This window comes from Geodermatophilus sabuli (genome assembly GCF_900215145.1).
Classification (GTDB): domain Bacteria; phylum Actinomycetota; class Actinomycetes; order Mycobacteriales; family Geodermatophilaceae; genus Geodermatophilus; species Geodermatophilus sabuli.
This window is the reverse complement of the sequence record NZ_OBDO01000005.1, coordinates 297,736-315,875: the sequence shown is the minus strand read 5'-3', so window position 1 is coordinate 315,875 and position 18,140 is coordinate 297,736. Positions and strand designations below refer to the sequence as shown.

General features: G+C 75.6%; 17 protein-coding genes. 7 read left to right on the top strand and 10 right to left on the bottom strand.

Going from position 1 to position 18,140, the window contains the following annotated elements; all coding sequences use genetic code 11:
- The first annotated feature begins 282 nt into the window (after positions 1–282).
- From CRP39_RS27595 to CRP39_RS13815, 3 genes are all read left to right on the top strand, one after another.
- On the top strand, positions 283–624 hold the full coding sequence (locus tag CRP39_RS27595) for a DNA-formamidopyrimidine glycosylase family protein (protein ID WP_245853853.1): 342 nt from the start codon (positions 283–285) through the stop codon (positions 622–624).
- Positions 618–1,091: a zinc finger domain-containing protein gene (locus CRP39_RS27590; RefSeq protein ID WP_245853852.1), complete on the top strand. Its 474-nt coding sequence runs from the start codon at positions 618–620 to the stop codon at positions 1,089–1,091. Before CRP39_RS27595 ends, CRP39_RS27590 begins: the two co-directional genes overlap by 7 nt.
- Before the next feature lie 62 nt (positions 1,092–1,153).
- Positions 1,154–1,978: a glycoside hydrolase family 25 domain-containing protein gene (locus CRP39_RS13815; RefSeq protein ID WP_097206935.1), complete on the top strand. Its 825-nt coding sequence runs from the start codon at positions 1,154–1,156 to the stop codon at positions 1,976–1,978.
- On the opposite strand, the gene CRP39_RS13810 is transcribed toward CRP39_RS13815, so the two are convergent.
- Positions 1,975–2,286: a putative quinol monooxygenase gene (locus CRP39_RS13810; protein WP_216359731.1), complete on the bottom strand. Its 312-nt coding sequence runs from the start codon at positions 2,284–2,286 to the stop codon at positions 1,975–1,977. The genes CRP39_RS13815 and CRP39_RS13810 overlap by 4 nt on opposite strands.
- Before the next feature lie 70 nt (positions 2,287–2,356).
- Here CRP39_RS13810 and CRP39_RS13805 point away from each other — a divergent pair, with 70 nt between their 5' ends.
- Positions 2,357–3,766 (top strand): FAD-dependent oxidoreductase, encoded by a 1,410-nt coding sequence (locus CRP39_RS13805; protein ID WP_245853851.1) that lies wholly within the window; start codon positions 2,357–2,359, stop codon positions 3,764–3,766.
- A gap of 23 nt (positions 3,767–3,789) precedes the next feature.
- Here CRP39_RS13805 and CRP39_RS13800 read toward each other — a convergent pair whose 3' ends face one another.
- Together CRP39_RS13800 and ppc are read right to left on the bottom strand one after the other, a co-directional pair.
- Positions 3,790–4,893: an inositol monophosphatase family protein gene (locus CRP39_RS13800; RefSeq protein ID WP_245853850.1), complete on the bottom strand. Its 1,104-nt coding sequence runs from the start codon at positions 4,891–4,893 to the stop codon at positions 3,790–3,792.
- Entirely contained in the window at positions 4,886–7,690 is a 2,805-nt protein-coding gene (gene ppc / locus CRP39_RS13795) for a phosphoenolpyruvate carboxylase (RefSeq protein WP_097206932.1), read from the bottom strand. The genes CRP39_RS13800 and ppc overlap by 8 nt, the downstream gene beginning before the upstream one ends.
- 128 nt (positions 7,691–7,818) lie before the next feature.
- Between ppc and CRP39_RS13790 the strand changes: the two genes are divergently transcribed.
- The gene (locus tag CRP39_RS13790) at positions 7,819–8,745 is read left to right on the top strand and encodes an SMP-30/gluconolactonase/LRE family protein (RefSeq protein WP_097206931.1); all 927 of its coding nucleotides are present in this window, start codon (positions 7,819–7,821) and stop codon (positions 8,743–8,745) included.
- Positions 8,746–8,838: 93 nt separating this feature from the next.
- Here the strand turns inward: CRP39_RS13790 and CRP39_RS13785 are convergent, their stop codons facing one another.
- From CRP39_RS13785 to CRP39_RS13765, 5 genes are all read right to left on the bottom strand, one after another.
- The gene (locus tag CRP39_RS13785) at positions 8,839–9,696 is read right to left on the bottom strand and encodes a tetratricopeptide repeat protein (protein ID WP_097206930.1); all 858 of its coding nucleotides are present in this window, start codon (positions 9,694–9,696) and stop codon (positions 8,839–8,841) included.
- 78 nt (positions 9,697–9,774) lie between these two features.
- Positions 9,775–10,752, bottom strand: a complete 978-nt coding sequence (locus CRP39_RS13780) for a TIGR03557 family F420-dependent LLM class oxidoreductase (RefSeq protein WP_097206929.1) — start codon at positions 10,750–10,752, stop codon at positions 9,775–9,777.
- A gap of 117 nt (positions 10,753–10,869) precedes the next feature.
- Complete coding sequence (locus CRP39_RS13775; protein WP_245853849.1) at positions 10,870–12,060, bottom strand: ABC transporter permease; 1,191 nt, start codon at positions 12,058–12,060, stop codon at positions 10,870–10,872.
- Entirely contained in the window at positions 12,057–12,971 is a 915-nt protein-coding gene (locus CRP39_RS13770) for an ABC transporter ATP-binding protein (protein ID WP_097206928.1), read from the bottom strand. The genes CRP39_RS13775 and CRP39_RS13770 overlap by 4 nt, the downstream gene beginning before the upstream one ends.
- 70 nt (positions 12,972–13,041) lie before the next feature.
- Positions 13,042–13,758 carry a type 1 glutamine amidotransferase family protein gene (locus CRP39_RS13765; protein WP_097206927.1) on the bottom strand — a complete coding sequence of 239 codons (717 nt, stop codon included), beginning with the start codon at positions 13,756–13,758 and terminating at the stop codon, positions 13,042–13,044.
- 77 nt (positions 13,759–13,835) lie between these two features.
- On the opposite strand from CRP39_RS13765, the gene CRP39_RS13760 reads away from it, so the two are divergent.
- On the top strand, positions 13,836–14,507 hold the full coding sequence (locus CRP39_RS13760; RefSeq protein WP_097206926.1) for a UdgX family uracil-DNA binding protein: 672 nt from the start codon (positions 13,836–13,838) through the stop codon (positions 14,505–14,507).
- Positions 14,508–14,558: 51 nt separating this feature from the next.
- On the opposite strand, the gene CRP39_RS13755 is transcribed toward CRP39_RS13760, so the two are convergent.
- Positions 14,559–15,962, bottom strand: coding sequence for an MFS transporter (locus CRP39_RS13755; RefSeq protein ID WP_245853848.1), 1,404 nt, complete (start codon positions 15,960–15,962; stop codon positions 14,559–14,561).
- 230 nt (positions 15,963–16,192) lie between these two features.
- Positions 16,193–16,849: a pyridoxamine 5'-phosphate oxidase gene (gene pdxH / locus CRP39_RS13750; protein ID WP_097206925.1), complete on the bottom strand. Its 657-nt coding sequence runs from the start codon at positions 16,847–16,849 to the stop codon at positions 16,193–16,195.
- Positions 16,850–16,995: 146 nt separating this feature from the next.
- Here pdxH and CRP39_RS13745 point away from each other — a divergent pair, with 146 nt between their 5' ends.
- Complete coding sequence (locus CRP39_RS13745) at positions 16,996–18,126, top strand: citrate synthase 2 (protein ID WP_097206924.1); 1,131 nt, start codon at positions 16,996–16,998, stop codon at positions 18,124–18,126.
- Positions 18,127–18,140: the final 14 nt, after the last annotated feature.

Sequence of the window (18,140 nt, the reverse complement as noted above, 5' to 3'; positions counted from 1 at the left end):
ACCACGGTCGGCCGCCCTGCTCCGGCTGCAGCGCGAACCACCGCCGCAGAACGACCAGGGCCCGTCCATCGTCACCACACGAGCGGCGCAGCGGGCAGCGCCACGGGGCAGGGGACGCGCGTCGGGCGACGGCCCGCACCACCCCGTCAGGACGCGCTGAGCGGCGCGGCGCGGGCCGGATGGGCGGGACGGCGCCACCCCGGTGTCACCGGTGTCACGCGGCCGTCGTGGCGGAGGCGCTGCTCAGCGGCGAAGCTGGGGACATGAGCGGTCGAGGCGCCCGTGCCTGAGGGGCACACCCTGTTCCGGCTGGCCCGCGACCAGTCGCTCGTCTTCGCCGGCCGCCCGGTGCACGTGACCAGCCCCCAGGGCCGCTTCGCCGCGGGCGCGGCGCTGCTGGACGGGCGGGTGCTCGACGAGGTGACCTCCTACGGCAAGCACCTGTTCGCCTGCTTCGGCCCCGACACGCTGCACGTGCACCTGGGGCTGTACGGCAGCTACACGTCGGGCACCGGCGTCCCGCCGGCGCCGCGGGGCGCCCTCCGGATGCGCTGGGAGGGCGAGGACCCGACGGCCTCGGCGTCTGGACCGACCTGCGCGGCGCGACCGCCTGCGAGGTGCTGACCGCGCCCGAGGTGGACCGGATCCTGGACCGCCTCGGCCCCGACCCGCTGCGGCCGCGCACCGACGGCATGCTCGCCCACCGGCGGATCTCCGGCAGCCGCACCGCGATCGGTGCGCTGCTGATGGACCAGTCGGTGCTGGCCGGCGTCGGCAACGTGTACCGGGCCGAGCTGCTGTTCCGGCACCGGGTCTCGCCGTTCCGCCCCGGCCGGGCCGTCGACGCCGAGCTGTGGGCGCGGATGTGGGCCGACCTGGTGGTGCTCATGCGGGCCGGGGTCCGGATGGGCCGCATCGTGACCACCCGGCCGGAGGACCGCACCCGCCGGCGCGGCGCGGTCGTGCGGGAGGACGCGCACTACGTGTACCGCCGGACCGGCCTGCCCTGTCGCATCTGCGGGACCGGGGTCCGCACCGAGCCGATGGTCGGCCGCAACCTGCACTGGTGCCCCGCCTGCCAGGCCGCGTGACCCTCCGCGGGTGCCCCCCCGGGGTGAGTGACCGCCGTCACGGGCGCGCCTATGGTGGCAGGATGTCCCGTACGGCGCGCGCTCTGGTCGCCGCCGTGCTGGCCTGCGCGGCGCTGGCCCTCGGGCTGCCGGCGGCCGCGGCGTCCACCGGCGACGACGCGTCCGAGGTGGGCTACGACGTCTCGCACCCGCAGTGCGACGAAGAGCTCCCGACCGACCACGCCTTCGGCATCGTCGGCGTCAACGGCGGGCTGGCCACCCGGCCCAACCCGTGCCTGGCCGAGCAGCTGGCCTGGGCTTCGGAGGCGTCCGGGACGGTGGCCGGCCAGCCGCGGCTGCAGCTGTACGTCAACACGGCCAACCCCGGCCAGTTCATCGACGTCCTGCACACCTGGCCGCTGCGCGGCACCACGCCGTACGGCCGCTGCGAGGGCGGCAACAGCACCGCCTGCTCCTGGCAGTACGGGTGGCTGCGCGTCTACGTGTCGGTCGAGGCGTTCTTCGTCCCGGCGGCCCAGGAGGCGGGGGTCGACGCCGACCCGGCGCGGCACCGCTGGTGGCTCGACGTCGAGACGATGAACACCTGGCAGTACGGCTCCGACGCTGCTCGCGACCGCAACCGCGCGGCGCTGGAGGGCATGACCGCCTACCTCACCGACCGGGGCGCCGAGGTCGGGCTGTACTCGACCGGCCGCCAGTGGGGCCTGATCGTCGGCGACGTCCCGGCGAGGAGCGCGCTGCACGACCTCGACAGCTGGCTGGCCGGCTCGACCACCCGCGCCGGGGCGGAGGCCGCCTGCCGGCGCGCCCCGCTCACCGAGGGGGGCGAGGTGGTCCTCACCCAGTACGTCACCGACGGGCTGGACCACGACCACGCCTGCGCCTAGATGGCACCCTTCGCCTGGTCCCCCGCCGGGACGGCGGTCAGCACCTGCAGCTCCGGGGCACCGGCGAGCTTGCCCTCCAGGGCGCGGCTCAGCGCGCTGAACGGCTCACCCTTGCCGTGGGCGGCGAGCGCCTCGGGGCTCTCCCACTGCTCGATCATCACCAGCCGGCCGTCCTGACCCGCGTGCAGCGCGTAACGCTGGCACCCGGGCTCGTCGTGCACCTGCGGGATCGCGGTCAGCACGGCCTCCCGGACGGCGTCGGCGTGCTCGGGCTGGGGCGTGATGGTCGCGACGACGATGACGGCCACGGGCTGCTCCTCGGGGGAACGGGGACGGATGCCTGGTGCACCACCCTCCGTGCGGGACAGGATGCCTGTCGTGTCGGTCGACGAAGACCCCGGTCCCCCGTCCACGGTGCCGCCCCTGCGGGTGGCCGTCGTCGGCGCGGGTCCGGCCGGCATCTACGCCGCCGAGGCGCTGACCCGGCAGCAGGAGGTCCCGGTCGCCGTCGACCTGATCGACCGGCTGCCCACCCCCTTCGGCCTGGTCCGGCACGGCATCGCCCCGGACCACCCGAAGATGCGGGCCATCCGCGACACCCTGCACCGTGCCCTGGACCACCCGCGGGTGCGGTTCGTCGGCAACGTGGAGATCGGCCGGGACCTCTCCTGCGCGGAGCTGCACGGCGCGGTCGACGCCGTCGTCTACACCTACGGGGCGGCGCTGGACCGGCAGCTGGCCATCCCCGGCGAGGAGCTGCCCGGCAGCCTCGCCGCGACCGAACTGGTCGCCTGGTACACCGGGCACCCCGACGCCGACCGCCCCAAGGTGGAGGCGGCGCTGGCCGGGGCGCGGTCGGTCGTGGTGATCGGCGTGGGCAACGTGGCCCTCGACGTCGCCCGGGTCCTGGCCCGGACGCCCGAGGAGCTCGAGCCCACCGACATGCCCCAGCACGTGCTCGACGCCCTCGCGGCAGCGCCGGTGCGATCGGTCACCGTCCTGGGCCGCCGTGGCCCGGCGCACGCCACCTTCACCACCCAGGAGCTGCGCGAGCTCGACGAGCTGGCGGGGGCCACGGTGCTGGTCGACCCGGCCGACCTCGAGCTGGACCCCGCCGCGCAGGAACGGGCCGACGCCGACCGGGTCGTGCACCGCAACCTCGCGGTGCTGCACGAGTGGGCCGGGCACGCGCTGGAGGCGGGCCGGACCCCGGTGCGGCTGCGCTTCTACTCCCGGCCCGTGCGGGTGCTCGGCACCGACCGGGTGACCGGCATCGAGGTGGAGCGCACCGTCGTCGACGAGGACGGCCGCGCCTCGGGCACCGGCGAGGTGGAGGTGCTGCCGGCCGACCTCGTGGTGCGCTCGGTCGGCTACCGCGGCAGCGGCCTGCCGGAGCTGCCGCTCGACGAGCGCCGCGGCGTGGTGCCCAACGAGGGCGGCCGGGTGCTGCGCGACGGGCGGCCGGCGCCCGGCGAGTACGTGGCCGGCTGGATCAAGCGCGGGCCGACCGGCGTCGTCGGCACCAACAAACACGACGCCCGGGAGACGATCGCCGTGCTGCTCGAGGACGTCGCCGCCGGCGTGGTCCGCCCCGGCCGCGGTGGTGTCGACGACCTGGTGTCGGAGCTGCGCGCCCGGGGGGCGGATCCGGTTCTGCTGTCGGACTGGCGGGCCATCGACGCCGCCGAGGTGGCGCTCGGCGCCACCCGCGGCCGGGCCCGCACCACCCTGCACGAGTGGGACGCCCTGCTCGCCGCGGTGCGGGAGGCCGCCGCGCGCGCCGGCTGAGGGCCGCCGCCACCGCGGAGGGGTCAGCCCACGCCGCGGAGCAGCTCCCGGGCGGTGCCGGCGGAGCCGGCCGCGACCAGCCGGATGAGCGTCTCGGTGTCGGGGCGCAGCAGCAGCGGCTCGCCGTCGGGGGTCAGTGCGACGCCGCCGGCGGCGGCGAGCACGGCCAGCCCGCCCGCGACGTCGTGCACGTGCGTGCCGCCGCGGTCGACGTCGTGCCAGGCGGCGGCCGAGCCGTCGGCGACCAGGCACAGCTCGACGGCGGTGCAGCCGGTGACGCGGATCCGGCGGGCCGACGGCGGGACGCGCACCGCGTCACCCGCCGGCGCCGAGGGGACGATGACCGTCGTCCCCTCCCGCGCCCGTACCGGTGTGCCGTCGCGCCAGGCGCCCGCGCCCGCCGCGCCCTCCCAGCGGCGGCCGGAGGAGATGTCGACGACGACCCCGGCCAGCGGGCGGCCGTGCTGGACGAGCGCGGCGGAGAACGCCCACGGCGGGACGCCGGCCCGGAAGTTGCCGGTGCCGTCGAGCGGGTCCAGCACCACCCACGGCTCGCTGTCGCGCACCGTGCGGTCGGGGCGTTCCTCGCTCAGGATCGGCACCCCGAGTAGGCCGAGCACCGCCACCGCGGCCCGGTCGGCGGCGTCGTCGGCGGCCAGCGAGAGGCTGCCGTCGGCCTTGACGGTGTCGCCGGCGTCGTCGCGGGCCAGCGCGACGGCGATCTCCACGCGGCTGGCCGCCAGCGCCGCCAGGTGCCGGAACCGGACGGTCAGCGGCGCGTCCTCCGCGGGGGCGGGCACGGACACGGAGCGGTCGTCGAACTTGTGGCGGACCCGCTCGCACCCCCACCCCGCCGCGGCGGCCAGGATCTCCGGGCGGGTCAGGTCGATGCCGGGCGACGGGAGCACGACGACCTCCGGCGTGCCGTCCGGGTTCCACTGCCGCCGCAGGTGCGCGCAACCGGCGTCCCCCACCAGCACCCGGGCGTTGGGGTCCAGCAGCGCCGGGGCCAGTGCGTTCGGCGAGACGCCCATCCGGGCCGCCGCCGCACGCACCTGCGCACCGGTCGTCGCCGCCCGCAGATCCGGCTGCCCCGCCGCCACGGGCGTCGCGATCCGCTCAGCCACTGTTGCGCAGGGCCGTGGCGATGCCGTTGATGGTCAGCTGGATGTTGCGGCGGACCAGCTCGTCGTCGTCCCCGCTCCGGCGCCGCCGCAGCATCTCGACCTGCAGGTGGTGCAGCGGCTCCAGGTAGGGGAAGCGGTTGCGGATCGAGCGCGCCAGCGAGGGGTTGTCGGCCAGCAGGTGGTCGTCGCCGGTGACCGCCAGCAGCACCCGGCAGGTGCGCTCGTGCTCGGCGGTGACCTGGTCGAACACGCGCGAGCGCAGGTCGGCGTCGGGCACCAGCTCGGCGTAGCGGGCGGCCAGGCCGAGGTCGGTCTTGGCCAGCACCATGCCCATGTTGGACAGCACCGTGCGGAAGAACGGCCAGCGGCGGTGCAGCTCCTGGAGGCGGGCCAGCCGTTCGGCGGGGTCGCCGTCCTCGATCCAGCCGTCCAGTGCGGTGCCGGTGCCGTACCAGCCGGGCAGCATGATCCGGGCCTGCGACCAGCTGAACACCCACGGGATCGCGCGCAGGTCCGCGATGGAGTCCCCGGCCTTGCGGGACGGCGGGCGGCTGCCGATGTTCAGCTCCGCGAGCTCGCCGATCGGCGTCGCGGCGCGGAACCACTCGACGAAGCCGGGCGTCTCGTGCACCAGCGCGCGGTAGGCGGCCTGCGCGCGGTCGGCGAGGTCGTCGAGCAGCGTGTACGCGTCCTCCGCCACGTCGCCCAGGCCCTCGACGTCCAGCAGGCTCGCCTCCAGGGTGGCCGCGACCATCGCCTCCAGGTTGCGTCGGGCGAGGTCGGGGTCGGCGTACTTGGCGGCGATCACCTCTCCCTGCTCGGTGATCCGCAGCGCACCGGCGACCGCACCCGGCGGCTGGGCCCGGATCGCGTCGTAGCTGGGTCCGCCACCACGGCCGACGGTGCCACCGCGGCCGTGGAACAGCCGCAGGCGGATGCCCTCCTGCCGGGCGACGTCCACCAGCGCCTGCTCGGCCCGGTACAGCGCCCAGTTGGCGGCGAGGTAGCCGCCGTCCTTGTTGCTGTCGGAGTAGCCGAGCATGACCTCCTGCACGTCACCCCGGTTGGCCAGCAACGCCCGGTAGAGCGGCTCTTCGAGGACGGCGGACATCGTCTCCCCGGCGCGCTGGAGGTCCTCGATGGTCTCGAACAGCGGCGAGATGCCGACCGGGCAGGTGGGGCCGTCCTCCCCATCGGGGTCCAGCAGGCCGACCTCCTTGAGCAGGACGGCGACCTCCAGGACGTCGCTCACCGACTCGCACATGCTGATGACGTAGTTCGGGATCGCCTGCGGGCCCAGCGTCCGGACCTGCTCGGCGGCGGCGACCAGCACGTCCAGCTCGCCGCGAGCGGTCTCGGAGAGCTCCGCGTCGAGCCGGACCAGCGGGCGACGCAGCCGCAGCTCCCCGACCAGCAGCGCCACCCGGTCCTGCTCGTCGAGGGCGGTGTAGTCGGGACACACGCCGGCCCAGGCGAGCAGCTCGGCGAGTACCTCCTCGTGGACGGCGGAGTTCTGCCGCATGTCCAGCCCGCACAGGTGGAAGCCGAACACCTCGACGCTCTCCCGTAGCCGGGCCAGCCGGTCGTCGGCCAGTGCGCCGGCACCGTGGCTGCGCAGCGACGCGTCGACGGTCGCGAGGTCCGCGAGCAGCTCGTCAGGGGTGTCGTAGGGCTCCAGCTCGTGGTGCGGCGGCGGCCCCGGGACCGAGCCGAGCACCCGCTGCGCGGTGGCCGCCAGCCGGGCGTGGAGGCCGTAGAGGGCCCGGCGGTAGGGCTCGTCGGCGCGGAACGGGGAGTCGTCGCGGGATGCCTCGGCGAGGTGGTACAGCGCCGCGGTGGGGGTGACCAGCCGGTCGGACATCGACAGCTCGTCGTGCAGCACCAGCAGCTCGGCGAGGTGGTGCCCCAGCGCCGTCTCGGCCTGCCGCGTGCTGGCGCGGCGGACCGCGTCGGCGGTGACGAACGGGTTGCCGTCGCGGTCGCCACCGATCCACGAGCCGGGCAGCAGCACGGGCCGGGACAGCAGGCCGGCGTGCGGCCAGCGCTCCTGCAGCGCGCGGCGCAGCTCGGCGTTGATCGCCGGGACCACCTCGAACAGCGACAGCTCGTAGTAGCGCAGCGCCTCGTCGATCTCGTCGGCCAGCCGCAGCCGCGACAGCCGCAGCAGGGCGGTCTGCCACAGCGTCAGCACCGCCCGCTGCAGCTGCGCCGCCCACTCCGCGTCCTCGGCCGCGCCGGGGGCGGACAGGTCGCGACGGCGGATGAGCTCGGTGACCTGCCGCTGCACGCGGGAGACGGTCTTGCGGCGGACCTCGGTGGGGTGGGCGGTGACCACCGGGCTCACCAGCGCGCCGGCGAGCTCGCGGGCGACGACGTCGGGATCCAGCCGCTCGGCGTCGAGCAGGGCGAAGGTGGCCGCCAGGCTGCCCTTCTGCGGCGGTGAGCCCTCACGCCGGTGGAAGCGACGGCGGCGCTCGTGGTGCATGTCCTCGGCGAGGTTGGCCAGCAGCGAGAAGTGGCTGAAGGCGCGGATCACGTGGTTGGCCGACCGGATGTCGAGGTCCGCGAGCCGGCCGGCGAGCTCGGCGCGGTCGACCTCGGAACGGCGCACCCGGAACGCCTCGACGCGGGTGGACTCCACCAGCTCGAGGACGTCGTCGCCGGACTGCTCACCGATCACGTCGCCGAGGACGCGGCCCAGCAGCCGGATGTCGTCCCGCAGCGGGGCGTCGGCGGCGTCCCCCTCGTCCGCCCCGTGGTGGCGCAGGTCGGCGACGTCGACGGTGGCTTCTGACACGGCCCGAGTATCTGCGGTCCGTGTGACGCGTGCGTGTCCCGTCCCAGACCTCGGGACGCCGACGGCTCCGGTGTGCGGCCACGCGGGTCACCGCGCGCACCCGCACCGGCGGCCCGCACGATGGGTCCGTGCGCACGCTGACCGGCGTCCCGGCCGCCCTCTCCCCCGCCGACCACGGCGAGGGACCGACGTGGGACGCCGAGCGCGGTGAGCTGCTCTGGGTGGACATCCCCGCCGGGCTCGTCCGGCGGGCCGCGGTGGGGGCCGACGGCACCCTCACCGAGAGCGGGCCGGCCCTCCGCGGCGGGGACACCGTCGGCGCCGTCGTCCCGGCCGCGGCCGGCGGGTGGCTGCTCGCCGCGGGCGGCGGGTTCACCCACCTGGCGGCCGACGGGACCGCGCGGGTGGTGATCGACCTGGCCGGAGAGGGTGGCACCGAGACCGGCGGCGGGACGCGGATGAACGACGCGAAGTGCGACCGGGCGGGCCGGTTCTTCGCCGGCACCATGGCCTTCGACCAGCGACCCGGCGCCGGCACGCTCTACCGCCTCGACCTCGACGGCACCGTCACCACCGTGCTCGACGGCCTGACCGTCTCCAACGGCCTGGGCTGGTCCCCCGACGAGCGCACCGTCTACCTCGCCGACTCCGGCCCCGGCCTGGTGCACGCCTTCGACTACGACCCGGCCGACGGCAGCTTCAGCCGCGGCCGCGTCCTCCTCGACCTCGCCGGGGACGACGGCGTCGCCGACGGGCTGACCGTCGACGACGAGGGCTGCCTCTGGACGGCGCTGTGGGGCGGGGGGCAGGTGCGCCGCTGGTCACCCGACGGAGAACTGCTGGCCGTCGTCGAGGTGTCCGTGGCGCAGACGTCGAGCTGCGCCTTCGCCGGGCCCGGGCGGGACCTGCTGGTGGTGAGCACGTCGGCCGAGGGGATGGACGACGCCGCCCGCGCGGCGCAGCCCGACGCCGGCCGGTTGTTCACCGTCCGCCCCGGGGGAACCGGCCCGCCGGCGTCGCCCTACCGCGGGCCGCTCGGGGCCCTCCGCCAGTAGAAGGACCCCCTGCCCCCACCGCTCGCAGGCTCGCGGCGGGGCCCTGCAGGGAGCCGGTCGCGGGACGGAGCCGCAAGACCGCGGGGTCCTCCTTCAGGCCCCCAGCTCGCGCAGCGCCTGAGCGGCGAGGTGGTCGCCGTCGGCCGCGCCCAGCCTGAAGTGCTCGACCGCACCCTCGAGGTCGCCGCGGTCGGCGAGCAGCACCGCGAGGTTGTGGTGGCAGTAGGTGTCCCCGGCGGTGATCCCGGCCCGGTAGGCCTCCTCGGCGGCCTCCTCGTCCCCGAGCTGCTCGGCGTAGAAGTTGCCCAGGGGCAGCCAGGCCTGCAGCTCGCCGCGCTTGGCCCCCCGCTCGAGGGTGAACCGCGCCTCGACCGGTCGGCCGGTCTCGCGCAGCAGGTGGGCCAGGCCGACGCGGGCACCGGGGAAGGCGTCCTGACCGTCGCGCAGGTCGGCCTCCAGGGCCGGGTCGTGCGTGGCGCCCCACCGCCAGGCGGCGACGACGGCCGCGGCCATCGCGTCCCCGCTCGCGGCGAGCTCGCCGGCGACGACCAGCGCCTCGTCCCGCTGCCCCTGGTCGTACAGGAGGAAGGCCAGCTGCAGGCCGCCCAGGGCGTCCCCGGCCGCGCCGGCGCCCTCGTAGGCGCGCATGGCACCGGCCAGGTCACCGAGCTCCTCGAGGACCAGCCCGAGGTTGACCCACGCCTCGGCCTCCCCGCCCTCCAGCGCCTGCTCGTAGGCGTCGACTGCCTCCTCCACGCGGCCGCGGGCGGCCAGGGAGTTGCCCAGGTTGAACCAGCCGAGCGCCGCCCCCAGCTCGGCGGCGCGGCGGAAGCACAGTTCGGCGTCCTGGTCGCGCCCGGCGTCGGCCAGGTCGCAGCCCAGCTCGATGATCGCGTCGGCGTCCCGGCAGGCGCGCAGCCGACGGAGGCGCCCGTCGAGGTCCTTCCCCATGCGGTGATCATCACCGGGGCCCGTCGCGGCGTCGTCCCCCGACGGTGGCGTCTCACCCCTCGGAGGCGGTGCCCCCACTCACCCGCCGAACGCCTCCCGCCAGGCGGGCAGCAGCTCCCGCCGGCTCCACTCGAGGAACGGCGCCTGGTGGTCGCCGCCGATCTGCACCAGCGCCAGGTGCGTGAACCCGGCGTCGGCGTAGGCCTTCGCCGACGCGATCACCGCGTCGACGTCGTCCCCGCAGGGGATGCTCCCGGCGACGTCCTCCTCCCGCACGAACTGGCTGGCCGCGTCGAACGCCTGGGTGCCCGGGAGCTCGGCGTTGACCTTCCAGCCGAGACCGAACCAGCGGAACAGCGTGTGCGCGCGGGTGACGGCGGCGGCGCGGTCGGTGTCGTAGCAGATCGGCATCTGCCCGATGCGCGGCTTGCCGGCCCCGCCGGCGGCGTCGAACCACTCTCCCAGCTCCGGCTTCGGCTCGGTGGCGATCAGGGCGTCGGCCAGCTCCCCGGCGATGGTGGAGGCCTGCTGCCCGCCGGCGGCGACCGCGATCGGCACCCGCTTCTCGGGGAGGTCGAAGAGCTTGGCCGACTCGACGTCGAAGTGCTCGCCGCGGGAGTTGGTGTACCCACCGTCGAACAGGTCGCTGATGATCTGGATCGCCTCGACCAGCATCTCCTGCCGGACGTCGGCCGGCGGCCAGCCCGCGCCCACGACGTGCTCGTTGAGGTTCTCCCCCGCGCCGAGGCCGAGGGTGAAGCGGCCGTCGGCGAGCAGCTGCAGCGTCGCGGCCTTCTGCGCGACGACGGCCGGGTGGTAGCGGAAGCTCGGGCAGGTCACGTACGTCATCAGCGGGATGCGGCTGGTGGCCTGGGCGGCGGCGCCGAGCACCGTCCACGCGTGCGGCGCGTGCCCCATCTCGTCCAGCCACGGGAAGTAGTGGTCGCTGCTGACCGCGAAGTCGAAGCCGGACTGCTCGGCGCCGACCACGTGGCTGACGAGGTCCTTCGGCCCGGCCTGCTCGGTCATCATCGTGTAGCCCAGCTGCATCGCCATGCGGCGCGGGCTACCCGGCGGTCGGACGGGTGAACCCGCCGGCCGCCGCGGCCCCCGCCGGTCGCGCCGGTCGCGCCGCGAGCCTGCGCGTGGCGGGACCGGCGGGGGGGTCCTCCCTCAGACGCGCTCGGCGCGCAGCGCCTCCCGCAGCTTGGTCTTCCCGCCGGTGCGCAGCAGCGAGGCGGCGTAGACCCGGCCGCCGACGCGGACCACCAGCGCCACCGCGACGGCCGCGAGGACGACGGCCAGGCCGACCTCCCAGGCGGCGACCTCCCCGGCCGCCTGGCGGACGGGCATCACCAGCGGCGAGAGCCCCGGGATGAACGAGGTGACGACGGCGAGGGTGCCGTCGGGGTTGGCCGCGGCCTGGATCCCGACGATGAACCCGGCCACGAGGACCAGCGTGGTCGGCATGATGACGGTGCCGAGGTCCTCCTGCCGGCTGACCAGCGAGGCGGCCACGGCGAAGATCGAGGCGTACAGGGCGTAGGCGAGCACGAACCACAGCACCACCGAGACCGCGGTCCCGATCAGCTCGCCGGGGATGTCGACGAGGTCGAACGCCAGCGCACCGGCGACGCCCACCACCGCGATGACCACGATCTGGGCGAGTCCGAGCAGGCCGAGGCCGAGGATCTTCCCGGCGAGCAGCTGCCAGGGCTTCATGCTCGACAGGAGCAGCTCCACCACCCGGCTGGACTTCTCCTCCACCACGCCCTGGGCCACGAACTGGCCGAACAGGATCAGCAGGCCGTAGAGCAGGCCGGTCCCGATGATCGCGACGACCACGCGCTGGCCGTCGCGGTCCGCGTCCGGGTCGAGCGCGGTGACCGTCACCTCGGGGACGTCGAGGCCCGTCACGCCGGCCGCGGCCAGCTGCTCGGCCACGGCGACCTGCCCCACCGCGCCCTGGACGACGGCCTGGAGCGAGCCGTCCGCCGACTGCTCGACCAGCAGCTCCGGGCCCTGTCCGCCGTCGGCCACGAGCACGCCGTCGACCTCGCCGTCCTCGATCGCGGTGCGGGCCGCGGCCTCGTCGTCCAGCCGGGACACCACGACGTCGACGCCGAGTGCCTGCCCCTGCGCCGCCAGGGCCTCCTCCAGCCCGGGGGCCTCACCCACGAGGCCCACCCGCGTCTCCTCGGAACCGGAGTTCAGCACCACCTGCAGGCCCAGCGTGCCGAGCAGCAGCACCAGGATGAACACCGAGCTGATGATGAAGTTCTTGTCCCGGAGGCGGGCGGACAGCTCCCTGCCGGCGACCAGCCGGACCATCGCCGCACTGCCGACGTCCTGCGGCGCGCTCACGCCGCCACCTCCTGCGGGGTCGTGGCCGCCACGGCCTCCCGGAACAACTCCACGAGGGTCGGCTGCTGCCAGGCGAAGTGGGCGACCCGGCCGGTGGTCAGGGCCGCGGCCAGCACGGCCTGGTCGTCGGTGTCGGCCTTCAGCTCCAGCACGGTGTCACCGGCCTGCTCGGAGACGACCCGGACACCCGGCAGACCGGACGCCCAGCCGGGCGCCGCGTCCGGGACGACCACGCGCAGCAGCTGGCCGGCCTCTCTCTGGCGGAGCTCGTCGACGGTGCCGGTGGCGACCATCCGGCCGCGGGCGAGGATGCCGACGGAGTCGCACAGCCGCTCGACCAGGTCGAGCTGGTGACTGGAGAAGACCACCGGCACGCCCTGGCGGACCTGGCCGAGCAGCGCCTCGGCCAGCGAGTCGACGCCGATGGGGTCCAGGCCGGAGAACGGCTCGTCGAGGATGAGCACCTCCGGCCGGCTCACCAGCGCGGCGGCCAGCTGGACCCGCTGCTGGTTCCCCAGCGACAGCTTCTCCACCGCGTCACCCCGGCGCGGGCCGAGCCCGAGCACCTCCACCCACTCGTCGGCGGCCCGCCGGGCCGCGGCGCGGTCGAGGCCGTGCAGCCGGGCGAAGTAGGCGACCTGCTCGCCGACCTTCATCTTGGGGTAGAGCCCGCGCTCCTCCGGCATGTACCCGATCCGGCGGCGGACCGCCTGGTCCAGCGGACGCCCCTGCCAGCGGACCTCGCCGGCATCGGCGCGGGCCAGGCCCATCGCGATGCGCATCGTGGTGGTCTTGCCGGCCCCGTTGGACCCGCAGAACCCGAACATCGACCCGGGGCGGACGCGGAACGACACCCCCTCGAGCACCCGGTTGGGCCCGTAGGCCTTGTACAACTCGTCGAACTCCAGCACTGCGGCGATCTCCCCTCGTCGGGCCTGACCGTATCGGTGCGGTCGGGCCCGTTCCGCCGCCGACGCGAGGTCAGCCCACGGGTTCGCCGGCGCGCAGGGCGGTCACGGCGGTCGCCGTCCCGGCCAGGTCCAGCCGCCAGGCCGTGCCCAGCCCGGCGACCCGGCCGGCGCCGTCGGCCAGGTGCACGGCGGTGTCCTCGTCCAGGGCCAGCCCCTGGCCACCGGGCACGCCGGGGAGGGCGCTGAGCAGCCGCGGCAGGGTTCCCCACTGCGCGCAGTGCACGTCGACGGCCCAGGGCACCAGGCCCAGCCCCGGGACGACGCCCACCTCGTCGAGGTCCTCCGCGGCGTCCTCCGGGCAGACCGGGACGCCGCCGGCGCGCCACCCGCCGACGACGGCGGAGCCGGCGCTGACCGCCGCGCCCGCGGAGAAGCCGGCGAAGGGGCGGTCCCCCGCGGCCAGCCAGCCGCGCAGCTCCGCGGCGACCGGGGCCAGGGCGGCGGCGTAGGCGGGGGTGAGGCCGCCGCAGACCAGGAGCGCGTCGGCGTCGCCGAGCGCCGCCACGTCGAGGCGACCGCCCAGGGGCACCAGCACGGGCACCGGCTCGCAGCTCGCCGTCCGTCGCAGGACGGCGGCCCAGCGCTGGAACTGCGCGAGCCCGTCCCCCTCGTCGAGGACGACGGTCGCCACGGCGGGGGTGCCGCCCCCCGACTCCAGGAACGGGCCGTACAGGGCCGCGGTCGCCGACGGGTCCCAGCCGCCGCCGAGCAGGTGGACGGTGCGCACGGGCGGCTCCTCGGGGTGGGACGCGGGCCGCGCCAGTCTGCCCTGCGGACCGGCTTGACCTGCGGTCTCATCGGTCCATGACCGATGAGAACGTCCCGGCGCAGCCGCCGACCGGGGTCGGGCTGGAGGGCCTGCGCACCGCCGCGGCGGGGTGCCGGGCGTGCGAGCTGTGGCAGGACACCACCCAGACGGTGTTCGGCGAGGGGCCGGAGACCGCGCGGATCGTCTTCGTCGGCGAGCAGCCCGGCGACCAGGAGGACCGCCGGGGCGAGCCGTTCGTGGGCCCGGCCGGGCGGCTGCTGGACAAGGCGCTGGCCGAGGCCGGCATCGACCGCCGCGACGCCTACGTCACCAACGCCGTCAAGCACTTCTCGCACACCGTGAAGGGCAAGCGGCGGATCCACCAGACACCGCGGCCGGAGCACCTGCGGGCGTGCCGACCGTGGCTGGAGGCGGAGTTCGCCGTCCTGCAGCCGGAGGTCGTGGTGTGCCTGGGTGCGACCGCGGCGAAGGCGCTGATCTCGCCGTCCTTCCGGATCACCAAGGACCGCGGTCAGCTGGTCCCCTGGGCGCCGCCGGGCGCGGCACCCGCCGACCCGGCCGACGACGACGAGGACGCCCCGCACCAGACCTGGATGCTGGCGACCACGCACCCCTCGGCGGTCCTGCGGACCCCGGACGAGGCCCGCGACGCCGCCTACGACGCACTCGTCGCCGACCTCCGGGTGGTCGCCTCCGCGCTGGCGTGAGCGACGACCCCGCCCTCCCCGCCCCTGCCCGGCGGAACCGGGCGGGTCCGGTCATGGAGCGGTGGGCCCCGGCCGGCCCTCGCCACTCTCGGGGGCGGGCGAGGACGGCCGGGGTTCCCCGGCGGGCACCGTCGCGTACGTGGAGCGGGAGGCGCGGAACGCCCAGAACGAGGGCACGACGAGCGCGATGACCACCATCGCGACCACGACCACGACGCCGCCGGACACCATCGCCGCGCTGACCCCGGCCGCGCTGGCGATCGCGCCGGCGCGCAGGTCACCCAGGCGCGGGCCGCCGGCGACGACGACGAGGAAGACGCCCTGCATGCGCCCCCGCATCTCCTCCGGAGCGGCCAGCTGCAGCATCGAGGAGCGCAGCACGGCACTGACCATGTCGCCGGCGCCCGCGACCGCCAGGCACAGCACGGCCAGCCACAGCGACGGGGCGAGGCCGAAGCCGATGATCGCCACACCCCAGACCACGATCGCGCCGAGCACCACGGCGCCCTGCCGGTCGACCCGCGACACCCAGCCCGACGTCAGTCCCATGAGCAGCGCACCGATCGAGACACCGGCGAACAGCCAGCCCAGGCTGTTGGGCGAGTCGGCGTAGCGGCCCTCCGACAGCTCGGGGAACACCGCCTGGGGCCAGGCGAAGCACATCGCGATGACGTCGACGACGAAGGTCATGAGCAGCACCGGCTGGGTGCGCAGGAAGGCGAAGCCCTCCCCCACTCCGCGCACGGCCGCGCCCAGCCGCAGCGTCCCGGCCACGCGCCCGGGCGGCAGCGGGGGCAGCCCGCGCAGCAGCAGGACGGCGACGACGAAGCCGAGCGCGTCGACGGCGTAGGTGATGAACAGGTCCCCGACGGCGATGAGGACGCCGGCCAGCAGGGGGCCGACGATGACCCCGACCTGGCGGACGGTCATCGCCAGCGCGTTGGCCGCCGGCACCCCCTCCGCCCCGACGATCGCGGGGATGACCGCGCTGCGGGTGGGCTGGTTGACCGCGCTGAAGCCGGAGACGCAGGCGGTGAGCACCCACAGCAGCCACAGGTTGCCGCCGCCCGGCAGCAGCGCCTGGACGGCCAGCAGCGCGCTGGTCACGGCCGAGCCGACGCCCGTGACGAGCATCAGCCGGCGGCGGTCCATGGAGTCGGCGATCGCACCGCCGAGCAGGCCGAAGACGATCAGCGGGACCAGCGCGACCATCGAGGTGACGCCGACCAGCAGTGAGGAGCCGGTGAGGGCGAAGACCTGGTACGGGACGGCGACCAGCGTCATCTGCTGGCCGAGCATCGTCGCCGCCACGCCCCAGAACAGCCGCCGGTAGTCGGGGTTGCGCAGGGGGGTGGTGTCGATGGCCCACGCGCGGCGCGGTGCCGGTGCCGGGACCGGCTCCTCGACGGGTCCGGCGCCCTCGACCGGGTCGACCGGGCCGGTCACGGGGCCCACTGGTTCGCTCCCGCGGGGCGCTCCGCTCCTCGCTCGTCCCTCGCTGCGATGCTCACGCCCCTGTCCGCTCACGGGGCCCACTGGTTCGCTCCCGCGGGGCGCTCCGCTCCTCGCTCGTCCCTCGCTGCGATGCTCACGCCCCTGTCCGCTCACGGGGCCCACTGGTTCGCTCCCGCGGGGCGCTCCGCTCCTCGCTCGTCCCTCGCTGCGATGCTCACGCCCCTGTCCGCTCACGGGGCGAGCCGCTGCACGATCCAGCCGCCGCCCTCCTGGTCGTCGCGGACGAACCGGATCCGGTCGTGCAGCCGGTCGGCACCGCCCTGCCAGAACTCCACCCGGTCCGGGACCACCCGGTACCCGCCCCAGGCCTCCGGCCGGGGCAGCCCGCCGTCGGGGGTCTCGGCGTCCAGCCGCCGCAGCCGCTCGACGAGTTCCTCCCGGGAGTCGACGACGGTCGACTGCACCGACGCGGCGGCGGCCAGCTGGGCACCACGGGGACGGGGGTCCCACAGGTCGTCGGAGGCGCCGGCGCCGATGCGCTCCACCCGGCCGGCCACCCGCACCTGGCGCTGCAGCGCGTGCCACGGGAAGACCAGCGCCGCGCGCGGGTTGACCGCGAGCTGAGCGCCCTTGGTGGAGGCGTAGCTGGTGCCGAAGACGAAGCCGTACTCGTCGTAGCCCTTCACCAGGACGATGCGCGCGTCCGGGGCGCCGTCGGCGTCCGCCGTCGCCACCACGACGGCGTTGGGTTCGGGCAGCTCGGCGGCCACCGCGTCGGCGAACCAGCGGTCGAACTGCTCCACCCAGGTCGGGGCGAGGTCGGACTCCCGGAGACCCCGGGTCTCGTAGTCCCTGCGCATGCGGGAGAGGTCGGGCACGCGGCCCATGCTGTCACCGGCCTGCCGGACCGGCGCGCACAGCGCCGGCCTGCCGCCCCCGCTGTGCCGGGCGTGTCGGCACGGCCTAGGGTCGCAGGCGCAGTCGTGCGCCATCACCGATGCGCACGTGTCCCGCGCGCAGAGGAGCATGCGAGATGGCCGACGACTTCGTACCCGGCCTCGAGGGCGTCATCGCCTTCGAGACGGAGATCGCCGAACCGGACAAGGACGGCGGCGCGCTCCGGTACCGCGGGGTCGACATCGAGGACCTCGTCGGCAAGGTCACCTTCGGCAACGTCTGGGCGCTGCTGGTGGACGGCAAGTTCGGCCCCGGGCTCCCCCCGGCCGAGCCGTTCCCGATCCCGGTGCACAGCGGTGACGTGCGGGTCGACGTGCAGGCTGCCCTGGCGATGCTGGCCCCGGTCTGGGGCTACCGGCCGCTGCTCGACATCAGCGGGGAGGAGGCGCGTGACCAGCTGGCCCGGGCCGCGGTCATGGCGCTCTCCTACGTCGCGCAGTCCGCCCGCGGCATCGGCGTCCCGGCCGTGCCGCAGCAGCGGATCGACGAGGCCGCCACGATCGTCGAGCGGTTCATGGTCCGCTGGCGGGGCGAGCCCGACCCCCGTCACGTCGCCGCGGTCGACGCGTACTGGACGTCGGCGGCCGAGCACGGCATGAACGCCTCCACCTTCACCGCCCGCGTCATCGCCTCCACCGGCGCCGACGTGGCCGCCGCCCTGTCCGGCGCGATCGGCGCCATGTCCGGCCCGCTGCACGGCGGCGCGCCGTCCCGGGTGCTGCACATGCTCGACGAGGTGGAGCAGACCGGCGACGCCGACAAGTACGTCAAGGACCTGCTCGACCGCAAGGAGCGGTTGATGGGCTTCGGCCACCGGGTCTACCGCGCCGAGGACCCCCGTGCCCGCGTGCTGCGCCGGGCCGCCGAGGAACTGGGCGCCCCCCGCTTCGAGGCCGCGCGGGCGCTGGAGCAGGCCGCGCTCAAGGAGCTGCGCGAGCGGCGTCCCGACCGGCCGGTCGAGACCAACGTGGAGTTCTGGGCGGCGATCGTCCTCGACTTCGCCGAGGTGCCCAGCCACATGTTCACCTCGATGTTCACCTGCGCCCGCACCGCCGGCTGGTGCGCGCACATCCTCGAGCAGAAGAACACCGGCCGGCTGGTCCGCCCGTCGGCCCGCTACATCGGCCCGGAGCCGCGCAAGCCCGAGGAGGTCGAGGGCTGGGACACCATCCGGACCAAGGCCGTCAACGAGGCCACGCCGGCCTGAACAAGGACCACCCT

Bases quoted from the DNA above. Each gene is read 5' to 3' on its own strand.
- CRP39_RS13815 (WP_097206935.1), top strand. From the start codon at position 1,154: ATGTCCCGTACGGCGCGCGCTCTGGTCGCCGCCGTGCTGGCCTGCGCG.
- CRP39_RS13785 (WP_097206930.1), bottom strand. From the start codon at position 9,696: ATGGGGAAGGACCTCGACGGGCGCCTCCGTCGGCTGCGCGCCTGCCGG.
- CRP39_RS13780 (WP_097206929.1), bottom strand. From the start codon at position 10,752: ATGGCGATGCAGCTGGGCTACACGATGATGACCGAGCAGGCCGGGCCG.
- CRP39_RS13760 (WP_097206926.1), top strand. From the start codon at position 13,836: ATGACCGATGAGAACGTCCCGGCGCAGCCGCCGACCGGGGTCGGGCTG.
- pdxH (WP_097206925.1), bottom strand. From the start codon at position 16,849: ATGGGCCGCGTGCCCGACCTCTCCCGCATGCGCAGGGACTACGAGACC.
- CRP39_RS13745 (WP_097206924.1), top strand. From the start codon at position 16,996: ATGGCCGACGACTTCGTACCCGGCCTCGAGGGCGTCATCGCCTTCGAG.